The organism is Streptomyces sp. NPDC050988, assembly GCF_044456225.1.
Classification (GTDB): domain Bacteria; phylum Actinomycetota; class Actinomycetes; order Streptomycetales; family Streptomycetaceae; genus Streptomyces.
This window is the reverse complement of the sequence record NZ_JBITFQ010000044.1, coordinates 31368-43928: the sequence shown is the minus strand read 5'-3', so window position 1 is coordinate 43928 and position 12561 is coordinate 31368. Positions and strand designations below refer to the sequence as shown.

Genomic DNA, 12561 nt, shown 5'->3' with positions numbered 1-12561 from the left:
GGGGGTCCGGGTCATACGGGCAGGGGGCAGGCGGCGCTCCGGCGGGGGCGGGCGGTGCCCTCCCGGGGCGTGGTGCGGTGCTGTGCCGCGCCCCGAGAGGGGCGCGGGGAACTGCGCGACCAGCCACGACGGACCCGCAGTGTCACGACCGCACCTCCTGCGGAGCTCAACGCGCTTTGTTGAGGGTCTGGAGGGCCGCCCTCAGCAACTGGCCCACCTGGGGCGTCCCGGCCGCCTCGGCCTGCGGCGCCACCGCGGAGACCGCCTCGTCGGCCTCACGGGTCGCGTACCCGAGGCCGATCAGCGCGGCGTGCAGCTGCTCGCGCCAGCCGGCCGTGACGGGTGTGCCGATGGCGTGGCCGCCGGTGCCGAGGGGCTCGCCGAGGCGGTCCTTGAGCTCCAGGAGGAGCTTCTGGGCGCCCTTCTTGCCGATGCCCGGTACGGCGGTGAGGGACTTCTCGTCGCCGGTGGACACCGCGCGGCGCAGGGCGTCCGGACTGTGCACCGCGAGCATGGCCTGGGCCAGCCGCGGGCCGACCCCGCTCGCGGTCTGCAGCAGCTCGAAGGTCTGCCGCTCGTCGTCGTCGGCGAAGCCGTACAGCGTCAGGGAGTCCTCCCGTACGACGAGGGAGGTGGCGAGCTTGGTCGGCCGGCCCATGCGGAGTCCGGAGAGCGTGTTCGGCGTGCACTGGACCGCGATGCCGATGCCGCCCACCTCGACCACCGCGGAGTCGGGCGCGAGGGCGGCGACGGGGCCGCTGACGAAGGCGATCATGCGGTACGGCCTTTCGGTGCGTGGTTCTGTGCACGGTTCGGTGTGTGGTTCGGTGTGTGGTTCGGTGCCTGCTGCGCCGCGACTTTCGACGCGTGCTGGGCGGCGGCCTGCTGGAGCCGGTTCTGTGCGACGGCCTGCTGCAGGCGGTTCTGGGCGGGCGCGCGCCAGATGTGGCAGATCGCGAGGGCCAGGGCGTCCGCCGCGTCGGCTGGCTTCGGGGGCGCGTCGAGTCGGAGCAGCCGGGTGACCATGGCACCGACCTGGGCCTTGTCCGCACGGCCGTTCCCGGTAACGGCGGCCTTGACCTCGCTCGGCGTGTGCAGGGCAACGGGAATCCCGCGCCGGGCCGCGCACAGCATGGCGACCGCGCTGGCCTGGGCCGTGCCCATCACCGTACGGACGTTGTGCTGGCTGAACACCCGCTCCACCGCGACGAATTCGGGCCGGTGCTCGTCGAGCCACTGCTCGATGCCCTGCTCGATGGCGACGAGGCGCTGCCCCAACTCCGCGTCGGCGGGCGTCCGTACGACACCGACGCCGCGCATGGTCAGGGGCCGGCCGGCGACACCTTCGACCACACCGACGCCGCACCGGGTCAGTCCGGGGTCAACACCCAGTACCCGCACCCGCCCCCTCCTTCGATCTCCTGTTTGTGCAGGCTATCGGGTGCCACCGACATCGCCTGCAAGCGACGCCCGACAAAGCGACGGGCCGACGGGGTGTGTCCCGTCGGCCCGTTGAACCCTGCGGCTCGTGGCGGCGCTACGCGTCCACCTTCTCCATGACCTCGTCGCTCACGTCGAAGTTGGCGAAGACGTTCTGCACGTCGTCGCTGTCCTCGAGGGCGTCGATGAGCTTGAAGATCTTCTTGGCGCCCTCCTCGTCCAGTTCGACCTGCATGGTCGGGACGAAGTTGGCGTCGGCGGAGTCGTAGTCGATCCCGGCTTCCTGGAGGGCGGTGCGCACCGCGACCAGGTCGGTGGCCTCGGAGATGACCTCGAAGGACTCGCCCAGGTCGTTGACTTCCTCGGCGCCCGCGTCGAGCACCGCGCCCAGGACGTCGTCCTCGCCCAGCTCGCCCTTGGGGACGATGACGACACCCTTGCGGTTGAAGAGGTACGAGACGGAGCCCGGGTCGGCCATGTTGCCGCCGTTGCGGGTCATCGCGACGCGGACGTCCGAGGCGGCGCGGTTGCGGTTGTCGGTGAGGCACTCGATGAGCACCGCGACACCGTTCGGCCCGTAGCCCTCGTACATGATCGTCTCGTAGTCGGCGCCACCGGCTTCGAGACCGGCGCCGCGCTTGACCGCGGAGTCGATGTTCTTGTTCGGGACCGAGCTCTTCTTGGCCTTCTGGATGGCGTCGAAGAGCGTCGGGTTACCGGCGGGGTCGGCACCGCCGGTACGGGCCGCGACCTCGATGTTCTTGATCATCTTCGCGAAGAGCTTGCCGCGCTTGGCGTCGATCACGGCCTTCTTGTGCTTCGTCGTAGCCCATTTAGAGTGGCCGGACATCTGCCTGTCTCCTTCGCGTAACCCAACTCTTTACGAACCCCAGGAATCCTACTAGGACCCCGGAGCCAGGTTCGCGCGCACCATCTCGACGAACAGGCCGTGCACGCGGTGGTCGCCGGTCAGTTCCGGGTGGAACGACGTGGCGAGCGCGTTGCCCTGACGTACGGCGACGATGTGGCCGTCGTGCTCGGCCAGCACCTCCGCCTCCGCGCCCACGGACTCGACCCAGGGAGCGCGGATGAAGACGCCCTCCACAGGATCGCCCTCCACGCCCTTCACGTCGACCGTCGCCTCGAAGGATTCGTTCTGCCGTCCGAAGGCGTTGCGGCGCACGATCATGTCGATGCCGCCGATGGTCTCCTGGCCCGAGCGCGGGTCGAGGATCTTGTCGGCGAGCATGATCATGCCCGCGCAGGTGCCGTAGACGGGCATACCGGCCCGCACGCGCGCGCGGAGGGGTTCCATCAGGCCGAAGAGGACGGCCAGTTTGGAGATGGTGGTGGACTCGCCGCCGGGGATGACGAGTCCGTCGACCTCAGAGAGTTCCTCGGGGCGCCGGACCGCCCTGCCCACGGCGTCCGCCGCGGCCAGGGCGACCATGTGCTCCCGTACGTCGCCCTGGAGGGCCAGGACGCCTACGACAGGTACATCGGTCATGGGTGGTTACCAGCCGCGGTTCGCGTAGCGCTCGGCCTCGGGGAGGGTGTCGCAGTTGATGCCGACCATGGCCTCGCCGAGGTTGCGGGACGCGTCCGCGATGATCTTCGGGTCGTCGTAGAAGGTGGTGGCCTTCACGATGGCGGCGGCGCGCTTGGCCGGGTCGCCTGACTTGAAGATGCCGGAGCCGACGAAGACGCCCTCGGCGCCGAGCTGGCGCATCAGCGCGGCGTCGGCCGGGGTGGCCACACCACCGGCGGAGAAGAGGACGACCGGGAGCTTGCCCAGCTCGGCGACCTCCTTGACGATCTCGTACGGGGCGCGCAGCTCCTTGGCCGCGGCGTACAGCTCGTTGTTGTCGTAGCCGCGCAGCCGGGCGATCTCGTTCTTGATCTGGCGCAGGTGGCGGACGGCCTCGACGACGTTGCCGGTGCCGGCCTCGCCCTTGGAGCGGATCATCGCGGCGCCCTCGGCTATGCGGCGCAGGGCCTCGCCCAGGTTGGTGGCGCCACAGACGAAGGGGGTCGTGAAGGCCCACTTGTCGGAGTGGTTGACCTCGTCGGCGGGGGTGAGGACCTCGGACTCGTCGATGTAGTCGACGCCGAGGGACTGCAGGACCTGGGCCTCCACGAAGTGGCCGATGCGCGACTTGGCCATCACCGGGATGGAGACGGCCTCAATGATGCCCTCGATCATGTCGGGGTCGGACATGCGCGCCACGCCGCCGTCCTTGCGGATGTCGGCGGGCACCCGCTCCAGGGCCATGACGGCCACGGCGCCCGCGTCCTCGGCGATCTTCGCCTGCTCCGGCGTGACGACGTCCATGATCACGCCGCCCTTGAGCTGCTCGGCCATGCCGCGCTTCACGCGCGCGGTGCCGGTGGCAGGGGTGTCGGTGGGCTGGGCGGGAGTGGAGAGCGTGCTGGACAAGGGTTGACCTCACTCGGTGAAAGAGGGCTTCTGCAAGCACCGAGGAAACGCTTGGGGACCAGGCCACTGCAAGGGCCAATGGGGAGCCGGTGGCTCATTTTCCCGGCCCCTGGGCGAGTTTCCCGTGGTCGGGCCGGGACGGTCGGGGCCGTGACCAGGGACGTCGTGTGCCGTGCCCGGCGGCGTCGGATCCCGTGGCCGGGAGCCTTTTCGAGGTCCACGCGCGCGTGGACTACGTTCCCGGGCGGTCCGCGAGGGCGACCGGCGCCTCGTCGTCCATCTCGAAGGCGAGCGGGAAGGGCGCGTGGCCGGCCAGGCGGAACCAGCGCACCTTGCGGTGGCGGCGCAGGGCGCGGGCCGCCCGTACGGCGTCGTTGTGGAAGCGCCGGGCCATCGGAACCCGGCGGACGGCCTGGGCGAGTTCGCGCGCCGCGTCCTCGCCACCGGGGACCGCCTGCACCGCCTCGACCTGCTGGACCTCTCCGAAGACGGCCCGCAGCGCCTGGCTGAGGTCGCTCTCGGCGACCTCCCTGTTGTCCTCCTCGGCCTGGCGAGCCGCGTGCGCCGCTTCGTAGAGCACCATCGAGGCGGCCGGATCGAGGACGCCGGAGGTGGCCAGTTCCTGTGCCACCGACGCCCTCCGGAGCAGTTGCGCGTCGAGCGCGGCCCGCGCCGCGTCGATCCGCGAGTGCAGCCGGTCGAGCCGGCCCGCGGTCCAGCTCAGGTAGAGGCCGATCGCCACGAGGGCGACCACGATCCAGATCAGTGTGGAGGTCACGGGCGCACACGCTACCGGTGCGCCCCGGGCCGCCCGCGCCGGCGTCGGCCCACATGACGATCAGGGGCCGAGCTGCGAGGAGGGGCCGCGGGCCGCTACACCTGCACGGCCGCCGCACCGGCAAAAGCCATCCCGGTGACCCGCCGTCAGATCCGGACGCTGCTGCGGCGATCATGCGGCGGCCGGAACGCGGTCGCAGTACGTCGGCTTCGTCCACGGGGACCGGCCTCCGCGCCGCGGCAGTGCACTCACGCCGCAGCAGCGCACTCACCGGGATGCCGGGGCGAGGCCCGCCACATCCCCCGGGACGCGGAAGGCCGGCCCGGTTCCTCCGTCGCCCCCCCGGCGCCGCCGCCTTATGCGGGGCGCCTCCGCGAGCGTCAGTCGTCCAGTTGTCCGGACGCCCCGGCCGCCGGACCGACCTCATGGGCGGCGTCGGCGCTCACAACCGTGAATCGCATGGAGCAGATGTCTTCGGGTACGGCCTCGACCCGGCACCCCAGCCGCTGCCCGATGATCCGCGCCACCGCGAAGAGCCGGATGCGCTCCTCCGGAGTGTGCGCGGGGAAGACGGCCCAGCCCTGACGGGCCAGCTGAGCGCCGATCTCGGTGGCGAAGACCGAGCGGCTGCGCAGCTCCTCCTCGGCCGTCAGAGGCGTCCTGGTGGCCTCCTGGGGCACCTCCCAGGGCACCTCCCGGACGTCACGTACATCCCCCACGCCACCCATGTCCCCCACCATGCGCGTTCCCTCCCGCTCTCAGTCCCGTACCAGGCCGAGCCGGGCCAGCAGTCCGCCCGGCTCGTCGGGCTCGTCGGCGGCGACCGCGGCGGCGCCGTCCGTGACCGTCTCGTAGACGGACAGGATGTCCGCGCCGACCGTCGACCAGTCGAAGCGCCGCACGTGCGCGCTCCCCCGTTCGCGCAGTTCCGCGCGGCGCGCCGGGTCGCCGAGCAGCCGTACCGCCGAGGCGGCCAGGGCGTCGGCGTCCTCGTTGGCGAACAGCTCGCCCGCCGCGCCCTGGTCGAGGACCTGCGCGAACGCGTCGAGGTCGGAGGCGAGCACGGGCGCGCCCGCGGACATGGCCTCGACGAGGATGATCCCGAAGCTCTCGCCGCCGGTGTTCGGCGCGACGTACAGGTCGACGCTGCGCAGGAACCGCGCCTTGTCCTCGTCGCTCACCATGCCGAGGAACTCGACGCGCGAGCGAAGCTCCGCGGGGAGCTTCTCGACGGCCTCCTCCTCGTCACCGCGCCCGGCGACCAGGAGCCGCGTCCCCGGCCGCTCGGCGAGGATCTTCGGCAGCGCCTTCATGAGGACCGGCAGGCCCTTGCGGGGCTCGTCGATACGCCCTATGAAGCCGATCGTGTCCCCCTGCCACTCGGCCCTGGGCTCCGCCTTCGCGAAGAAGTCCACGTCGACGCCGTTCGGGATGACGACGGCGTCACCGCCCAGGTGCTCGACGAGGGTGCGCCGCGCGTACTCGCTCACCGCGATGCGCGCGCTGATCTTCTCCAGCGCCGGCTGCAGGATCGGGTACGCGGCGATCATCGCCCGGGACCGCGGGTTCGACGTGTGGAAGGTGGCGACGATCGGCCCCTGCGCGGCCCAGCAGGAGAGCAGGCCGAGGGACGGCGAGGCCGGCTCGTGGATGTGGATCACGTCGAACGTGCCGTCGTGCAGCCAGCGCCGCACCCGCGCGGCAGACAGGAAGCCGAAGTTGAGGCGCGCGACCGAGCCGTTGTACGGCACGGGGACGGCACGGCCCGCCGAGACGACGTACGGCGGAAGGGGGGTGTCGTCGTCGGCCGGAGCGAGGACGGACACGTCGTGCCCGAGGCCGATGAGGTGGTCCGCCAGATCGCGGATGTGGAACTGGACTCCCCCGGGCACGTCCCAGGAGTACGGACAGACGATGCCGATTCTCACGGCTGTTCCCCCTCGGCCGGCCGGGAGCGGGGCTCCAGGTCGGCGAGCCACAAGCGCTGCAGCATGTGCCAGTCCTCCGGATGGTCGGCGATACCCGTGGCGAAGGCGTCGGCCAGCGCCTGCGTCATGACAGACGTCTTCTCGGCCCGGCTACCTGACTCGGGGACGTCGACGGGCGGATGGACCCGGCCCCGCATCACGGGCGAGTCGTCGTACCAGAGTGTCACCGGCAGGAGCAGCGCACCGGTCTGCTGGGCGAGCAGCGCCGGACCGGCGGGCATCCGGGTGGCGTCTCCGAAGAACGTGACCTCGACCCCGGAGGCGGACAGATCGCGCTCGGCGACCAGGCAGACGAGGCCGCCGTCGCGCAGCCGCCGGGCGAGCGTGCCGAAGGCGGTGCCGCCGCTGTGCGGCAGGACCTCCATGCCGAGGCTCTCGCGGTAGGCGACGAACCGGTCGTACAGCTTCGCCGGCTCCAGCCGCTCGGCGACCGTCGTGAACGGCGTCTCCAGCTTGGTGGTGACCCAGGCGCCGGCGAGGTCCCAGTTGGCCAGGTGCGGCAGCGCGAGGATGACGCCCTTGCCGGAGGCGAGCCCTTCGGTGAGGTAGTGGACGTCCTTCACGTCGAAGCCGTCCTTGATGCGCTCCCTGCTCCAGGCGGGCAGCCGGAACGACTCCATCCAGTAGCGCAGGTACGAGCGCATGCCGGCCCTGGAGAGCTGGGTGAGCCGCTCCGGGGTCGCGTCGGGCAGCACGCGCGCGTAGTTGGATTCGAGGCGTCGTACGCCCTTGCCGCGCCGCTTCCAGGCGATGTCGGCGATGGTCCGGCCCAGGCGTACGGCGACGGGCTCGGGGAGCTTCTTGACGGCTCCCCAGCCCGCTGCGTACGCCGCGTACGTCAGCCGGCCCTTCAGACCGCTCACGGTGTGGCCTCGCTGCTCTGCGAGGCGTTGTCCGGCGAGGCGGTCGCGGAGGGGGATGCCTCGGCCGCGGCATCGGCCTCGGCGGACTCCCGGCGGACCGTGACGACGCGCTGGATCAGCGTGACGACACTTCCGACGGCGACGATCCACAGCGCGATGGGCAGCAGGATCTCGATACCGGGCACGCCGAATGTCTTGTGGAAGCCCGCCAGACCGGCCGCGACCAGCGAGATCACCAGGCGCTCGGCGCGCTCGACGAGGCCGTTGACGGCGACGGGCAGTCCGATCGACTCGCCGCGGGCCTTGGTGTACGACACCACCTGACCGCTGGCAAGACAGAAGATCGAGACGGCGCACAGGACGTTGTCGTCGCCCCCGCCCGCGTACCAGAGCGCGAAGCCGCCGAAGATCGCGCTGTCGGCGACCCGGTCGAGCGTCGAGTCGAGGAAGGCTCCCCAGCGGCTGGAGCGGCCCAGCTGGCGGGCCATGTTGCCGTCGACGAGGTCCGAGAACACGAACAGCGTGATGACGATCGTGCCCCAGAAGAGTTCCCCCCGGGGGAAGAAGACCAGTGCGCCCGCCATCACTCCGGCCGTGCCGAGGAGCGTGACCGTGTCGGGGCTTACCCCCCGGCGGATGAGAAACGCGGCGAACGGTGTGAGGACACGCGTGAAGAATGCACGCGCGTACTTGTTCAGCATGGCCTTCCCGAGGGTCGGTGTGGCCGCGCGGCCCCTGCTGGCCACCGGCTGGCCCATCGTAGCCACGCGTGCGCTTGTGCGACGGTCGGGCACCCGCGCCCCGGGTCACGTCCTGATGACATCCGTGGGACGGCGCGATCGCGTCCGTTGTATGGACGCACCGTGACACGAGTGCAAAGCTCGAAGACACCGCGGGCGTCATCGGAGCCGCCACCGCACGCGGCGCCGCGCGTCCGCGCCCACAGTGACCTCACCGTGCACGGGAGGCAAGGCCATGGGCGACAAGGCGAACGCACACCCCGGAGCCGCCGGCAGGGCTACGGCGGCCGACCACCCCGCGTCCGTACGGAATGTGGTGCTGGTCGGCCACTCCGGATCGGGCAAGACGACTCTGGTGGAGGCTCTCGCGCTGACGGCGGGAGCGGTGAACAGGGCGGGCCGTGTGGAGGACGGCGGCACCGTCTCCGACTACGACGAGATCGAACACCGGCAGCAACGCTCGGTGCAGCTCTCCCTGGTACCCGTCGACTGGGACGGATACAAGATCAATATTCTCGACACACCCGGATACGCCGATTTCGTCGGCGAGTTGAGGGCCGGTCTGCGAGCGGCGGACGCGGCCCTTTTCGTCGTCTCGGCCTCGGACGGGGTGGACGGCTCGACGCGCATGGTGTGGGAGGAGTGCGCGGCGGTCGGTATGCCGCGGGCCATCGTGATCACGCACCTGGAGTCGGCCAGGGCGGACTTCGACGAGATGACGCGGAACTGCGCGGAGGCCTTCGGGGCCGACGACCCCGACGCCGTGCTGCCGCTGTACCTGCCGCTGCACGGCCCGCAGGGTCCCGACGGGCACGCGCCCGTGACGGGGCTGATCGGGCTGCTGTCGCAGCGGTTGTTCGACTACTCCTCCGGGGAACGCAAGGAGTCCGAGCCGGGCCCCGAGCAGTTGCCGCTCATCGAGGAGGCCCGCAACCGGCTGATCGAGGGGATCATCGCCGAGAGCGAGGACGAGACCCTCATGGACCGTTATCTCGGTGGCGAGGAACTCGACTTCAAGACACTCGTGCAGGACCTGGAACGGGCCGTCGCGCGCGGGATCTTCTTCCCGGTGCTGGCCGCCGCGCCCGCCGCCGAGGGCGCCAAACAGGGCCTTGGCACGGTGGAACTCCTGGAGCTGATCACCGGCGGTTTCCCGACCCCGCTGGAGCGCGAGGCCCCGACGGTCACCACCCCGGACGGCAGGGCCCGCCAGGTGAAGGCCTGCGATCCGGACGGGCCGCTGGTCGCCGAGGTCGTGAAGACCGCGTCCGACCCGTACGTCGGCCGGGTGTCGATGGTCCGCGTGTTCTCCGGGACACTGCGCCCCGACGAGACGGTGCACGTTTCCGGACACGGGCTCGCCGACCGCGGCCACGAGGACCACGACGTCGACGAGCGCATCGGCGCCCTGTCAGCCCCGTTCGGCAAGCAGCAGCGTGCCCTCACGCACGCCATCGCGGGCGACCTCGCCTGTGTGGCCAAGCTGAGCCGCGCCGAGACCGGCGACACGCTCTCCTCCAAGGACGACCCGCTGCTCATGGAGCCGTGGGAGATGCCGGACCCGCTGCTGCCCCTCGCCATCCAGGCGCACAGCAAGGCGGACGAGGACAAGCTGTCGCAGGGCCTGGGCCGGCTGGTCGCCGAGGATCCGACGATGCGGCTCGAACAGAACCAGGACACCCACCAGGTCGTCCTGTGGTGTCTGGGCGAGGCTCACGCGGACGTCGCCCTGGAACGGCTGCGCAGCCGCTACGGCGTCCAGGTCGATGTCGTACCGCACAAGGTCTCCCTGCGGGAGACGTTCGCCGACAGGTCGGCCGGGCGTGGCCGTCATGTGAAGCAGTCGGGCGGGCACGGGCAGTACGCGATCTGCGCGATCGAGGTGGAGCCGCTGCCCGGCGGCTCCGGCATCGAGTTCGTCGACAAGGTCGTCGGCGGGGCCGTGCCGCGGCAGTTCATCCCGTCCGTCGAGAAGGGCGTGCGCGCGCAGGCCGCCAAGGGCGTGGCCGCGGGCTATGCGCTGATCGACATCCGGATCACGCTGCTCGACGGCAAGGCGCACTCGGTGGACTCCTCGGACGCCGCGTTCCAGACCGCGGGAGCGCTCGCCCTGCGGGAGGCCGCGGTCGACGCCCGGATCCATCTCCTGGAGCCGGTCGCCGAAGTGACGGTCCTGGTCGGCGACGAGTACGTGGGCGCCGTGATGAGCGACCTGTCCGGTCGGCGCGGCCGCGTAGTCGGCACCGAGCAGGCCGGCGGCAACCGCACGCTCGTACGGGCCGAGGTCCCCGAGATCGAGATCGGTCGGTACGGCGTCGACCTGCGCTCCCTCTCGCACGGCACCGCGCGCTTCAACCGCACATACGCCCGACACGAGCCGATGCCCGCGCAGTTGGCGGAGAAGATCCGCGAACAGGCACAGGGAACCCCTAGTTGAAGCACCGCTCGAATACCCCTCCGGGTCGGCGGGCAGCTTGTGCTGTCCGCCGACGGATGTCGGTCCCGGCGGATACTCTGAGAACCTGATCAAGACGATGACCTGATCAACAGGTGTGCGGAGCACCGAAGTCGGGAAAAGCCGCAGGAGCGGAGCACGGCGGCGATGGGGGCGGCAGTGGCGGACGAGGGATTCGATTTCAGGCCCGGGGCACAGGTCCCGCTCTCGGGTGCCGCAGGCCAGACGGCGGCGACATTCGCCCTGGCCTCGGCGGCGTACCGGGACAACGAGGTCGGGGAGATCCTCAAAGCCAACAACGAATGGCACAAGTCGAAGGTCAAGGAGGGCAAGCTCAAGCTCTTCGTGCCCAACCTGGGCGAGGCGTTCGCACGGGCCGTGCACGACCGCATGCTGGGCAGCGGGCGTAACGCGCTCATCCAGTCGTTCGGCACCGAACCACAGGTCGTCGTCGAGCACTGTCTGGCGGCGAACCGCATCCGCAGGGAGCGCGACAACTGGCTGACGGCGGTGACGGTGCTGTGCGGGCTGATCTTCCTGCCCGGGCTCATCGCCTGGCTGCTGGTCTTCCAGATCCGCACGATGATCGCCAAGCGTGAGGACAAGCGTGCCTCCGCCCTGGCCACCACCCTCCTCATCGCCTTCGGCGCGCTCGCCGTGATCTTCCTGCTCCGGCTGCCGTTCGGCGGCTTCTGGGCCTGGTACGCACGCGCGGCGATCGTCATGCCGGTCGTCGGCTGGTTCTGGGCGCAGCAGATCTGTGAGCGCACGGCCAAGGACCTGCGGGCCCGCTGGGAGGGCCTCCTGTCGGGCGGCGGTGTGGGCGCCAAGATCCCCGAGGCGGTGCCCGGCAGCCCCGGCGAGACCGCGGCGGAGTCGCTGCGCCAGAACCTGGCCAAGCTGAGCGCCGAGCAGCAGTCCAACTCCGTCTTCTACGCGGGCCCCAAGGGCATACTCGGCATGGGCACCCGCTGGGGCAGCTGGCAGCTCGCCGAGGATCTCGTGCCGCTCGACGAGAGCAAGGAGATCCACCCCTTCCGCAGCTGGGACGTCATCCGGTCGATCCACGACCAACTGCGCATGCTGGAGCGCGGCCCGCTGAACACCGGCGGCTTCCCGCGCCCCTCGATAAAGCACTGGGTGGTCACCCCGATCGGGGAGAACGCGGGTTCGGTGTCCCGGCCCGGCGGTACGGACGTGGACGCGTACCAGGTGAAGAACCACGCCATCCAGGACATCTGCAACAAGCAGCAGTTCGGCAGCGGTGACCGGCACTACCTCGGGATCCAGTGGACGCTCTGGGACGGCCAGTTGGTCATCACCATGCTGATCACGGTGACCGTGCTGCACGAGACCCTGCGCATCGAGGTCACCGGCCACGCCCTCGGGCCCGTGCACTCGCTGTTCACGACCAAGCCCTCGGCGAAGACGAAGCCGATCGCCAAGCCCTTCAAGCCCTGGGAGACCCGCGCGAAGAAGCTGCCCCTCGTCGAGACGGACGAGGTGGTGCGCCTCGCGGTGCGCGCCCCGATCACCTGGTACCCGCCGCTCCTCAACTGGCTCGGCGGCAGCCTGGCGCTCCCGGAGCCGTTCGGCCTGCGGCACGCGTGGGCCGATCAGCCCTGGCGGCACCGCTTCATGGCCGACGACGCGCTGCGGGCCGCCACGCCGGTGCTTCGTGTGGTGCACGCGGCGTCCATCAAGGTCCTCAAGGAGAACGGCGTCGACACGGAGAAGTTCGGCAACCGCTCGTCGTTCCTGAGCACGGCGATCCAGGACGCGTCTCCACGCAAGGCGGACGTCTACGACGCGTGAGCCCCCGGCGGTTCGGCGGGTCGGGTGCGTTGCGGAGCGTGCGGG

General features: G+C 70.8%; 12 protein-coding genes. 2 read left to right on the top strand and 10 right to left on the bottom strand.

All coding sequences use genetic code 11. The features are described from left to right. Nucleotides 1-166 precede the first annotated feature (166 nt). The 10 genes from ruvA to pgsA all read right to left on the bottom strand — a co-directional run bounded on the left by ruvA (nt 167) and on the right by pgsA (nt 8264). Nucleotides 167-775: a Holliday junction branch migration protein RuvA gene (gene ruvA, locus ACIBEI_RS46230; protein WP_398897210.1), complete on the bottom strand. Its 609-nt coding sequence runs from the start codon at nt 773-775 to the stop codon at nt 167-169. Further along, a complete protein-coding gene (gene ruvC, locus ACIBEI_RS46225) occupies nt 772-1401 on the bottom strand; it encodes a crossover junction endodeoxyribonuclease RuvC (RefSeq protein ID WP_398897208.1) in 630 nt (209 codons plus the stop codon). Before ruvC ends, ruvA begins: the two co-directional genes overlap by 4 nt. Nucleotides 1402-1537: 136 nt before the next feature. After that, complete coding sequence (locus ACIBEI_RS46220; protein ID WP_189839896.1) at nt 1538-2290, bottom strand: YebC/PmpR family DNA-binding transcriptional regulator; 753 nt, start codon at nt 2288-2290, stop codon at nt 1538-1540. 51 nt (nt 2291-2341) lie between these two features. Continuing rightward, entirely contained in the window at nt 2342-2947 is a 606-nt protein-coding gene (gene pdxT / locus ACIBEI_RS46215; protein ID WP_398897206.1) for a pyridoxal 5'-phosphate synthase glutaminase subunit PdxT, read from the bottom strand. Nucleotides 2948-2953: 6 nt separating this feature from the next. Continuing rightward, a complete protein-coding gene (gene pdxS, locus ACIBEI_RS46210; protein ID WP_398897204.1) occupies nt 2954-3877 on the bottom strand; it encodes a pyridoxal 5'-phosphate synthase lyase subunit PdxS in 924 nt (307 codons plus the stop codon). 232 nt (nt 3878-4109) lie between these two features. Beyond that, nucleotides 4110-4655 carry a hypothetical protein gene (locus tag ACIBEI_RS46205; RefSeq protein ID WP_055614445.1) on the bottom strand — a complete coding sequence of 182 codons (546 nt, stop codon included), beginning with the start codon at nt 4653-4655 and terminating at the stop codon, nt 4110-4112. A 380-nt stretch (nt 4656-5035) separates the two neighbouring features. Next, on the bottom strand, nt 5036-5395 hold the full coding sequence (locus ACIBEI_RS46200) for a hypothetical protein (protein WP_398897202.1): 360 nt from the start codon (nt 5393-5395) through the stop codon (nt 5036-5038). An 18-nt stretch (nt 5396-5413) separates the two neighbouring features. After that, nucleotides 5414-6583 (bottom strand): glycosyltransferase family 4 protein, encoded by a 1170-nt coding sequence (locus ACIBEI_RS46195; protein WP_398897201.1) that lies wholly within the window; start codon nt 6581-6583, stop codon nt 5414-5416. Continuing rightward, the gene (locus ACIBEI_RS46190; protein WP_398897199.1) at nt 6580-7506 is read right to left on the bottom strand and encodes a phosphatidylinositol mannoside acyltransferase; all 927 of its coding nucleotides are present in this window, start codon (nt 7504-7506) and stop codon (nt 6580-6582) included. Before ACIBEI_RS46190 ends, ACIBEI_RS46195 begins: the two co-directional genes overlap by 4 nt. Continuing rightward, nucleotides 7503-8264, bottom strand: coding sequence for a phosphatidylinositol phosphate synthase (gene pgsA / locus ACIBEI_RS46185; RefSeq protein ID WP_398897246.1), 762 nt, complete (start codon nt 8262-8264; stop codon nt 7503-7505). Before pgsA ends, ACIBEI_RS46190 begins: the two co-directional genes overlap by 4 nt. Nucleotides 8265-8481: 217 nt before the next feature. On the opposite strand from pgsA, the gene ACIBEI_RS46180 reads away from it, so the two are divergent. Then, nucleotides 8482-10683: an elongation factor G-like protein EF-G2 gene (locus ACIBEI_RS46180; RefSeq protein ID WP_398897198.1), complete on the top strand. Its 2202-nt coding sequence runs from the start codon at nt 8482-8484 to the stop codon at nt 10681-10683. A 165-nt stretch (nt 10684-10848) separates the two neighbouring features. Next, nucleotides 10849-12516: a hypothetical protein gene (locus tag ACIBEI_RS46175; RefSeq protein ID WP_398897197.1), complete on the top strand. Its 1668-nt coding sequence runs from the start codon at nt 10849-10851 to the stop codon at nt 12514-12516. Nucleotides 12517-12561: the final 45 nt, after the last annotated feature.

What these genes read in the sequence shown, in the direction of transcription:
- ruvA (WP_398897210.1), bottom strand. Translation starts at nt 775, where the DNA reads ATGATCGCCTTCGTCAGCGGCCCCGTCGCCGCCCTCGCGCCCGACTCC.
- ACIBEI_RS46220 (WP_189839896.1), bottom strand. Translation starts at nt 2,290, where the DNA reads ATGTCCGGCCACTCTAAATGGGCTACGACGAAGCACAAGAAGGCCGTG.
- pdxT (WP_398897206.1), bottom strand. Translation starts at nt 2,947, where the DNA reads ATGACCGATGTACCTGTCGTAGGCGTCCTGGCCCTCCAGGGCGACGTA.
- ACIBEI_RS46200 (WP_398897202.1), bottom strand. Translation starts at nt 5,395, where the DNA reads ATGGTGGGGGACATGGGTGGCGTGGGGGATGTACGTGACGTCCGGGAG.
- pgsA (WP_398897246.1), bottom strand. Translation starts at nt 8,264, where the DNA reads ATGGGCCAGCCGGTGGCCAGCAGGGGCCGCGCGGCCACACCGACCCTC.
- ACIBEI_RS46180 (WP_398897198.1), top strand. Translation starts at nt 8,482, where the DNA reads ATGGGCGACAAGGCGAACGCACACCCCGGAGCCGCCGGCAGGGCTACG.
- ACIBEI_RS46175 (WP_398897197.1), top strand. Translation starts at nt 10,849, where the DNA reads ATGGGGGCGGCAGTGGCGGACGAGGGATTCGATTTCAGGCCCGGGGCA.